The sequence below is a fragment of the Streptomyces sp. WM6386 genome, assembly GCF_000972385.1.
Lineage (GTDB): Bacteria > Actinomycetota > Actinomycetes > Streptomycetales > Streptomycetaceae > Streptomyces.
In genome coordinates, this window is the sequence record NZ_JXTE01000427.1 from 1 (window position 1) to 526 (window position 526).

Annotated in this window: 1 protein-coding gene; it reads left to right on the forward strand. The window is 72.6% G+C overall.

Features of this window, described 5'->3' with window-relative positions:
• A partial coding sequence (locus TN53_RS42075; protein ID WP_046264182.1) for an FG-GAP repeat domain-containing protein occupies window positions 1-526 on the forward strand: 526 nt, incomplete at both ends.

Genomic DNA, 526 nt, shown 5'->3' on the forward strand with positions numbered 1-526 from the left:
CCGTCGAGGACGCGGGCCGGGTGACCGTTCTGTACGGCTCCGCGCAGGGCTTCGGCGCCGAACCCGCGGCGAGCATCACCGCCGCCAAGCCGACCGCCGACGCACGGTTCGGCCTGGCGGTGGCCGCCGCGCGGTTCTCGGGGGACATCGATGGCGACCAGCTCACCGTTCTCGACCAGAAAGGCCTGCACGTCTTCACCTACCACGCGGGCGTCCTGCGGCAGGTCGGCACACCGCACTCCACCGGTCACACCCTTCAGGGCGCGTACCTGACCACCGGCGACTACGACCGCGACGGCTTCGCCGACCTCGTCGTCTCCGGATACAGCCCCGACGACGACTACATCAAGGGCTGGTCCGCCCTCTACACAGGCGGCGCCGAGAGCCTGACCTACCGGCGCGACCTGCACGGCGGCCTGGGCACCGCCTCCGGCGACATCGACGGCGACGGCTACGACGACCTCGTCGTCGGCCAGCTCAGCGGCGTGGACGAGACCCCGGGCGACCCGGCCGGCGGCCTGGTCGG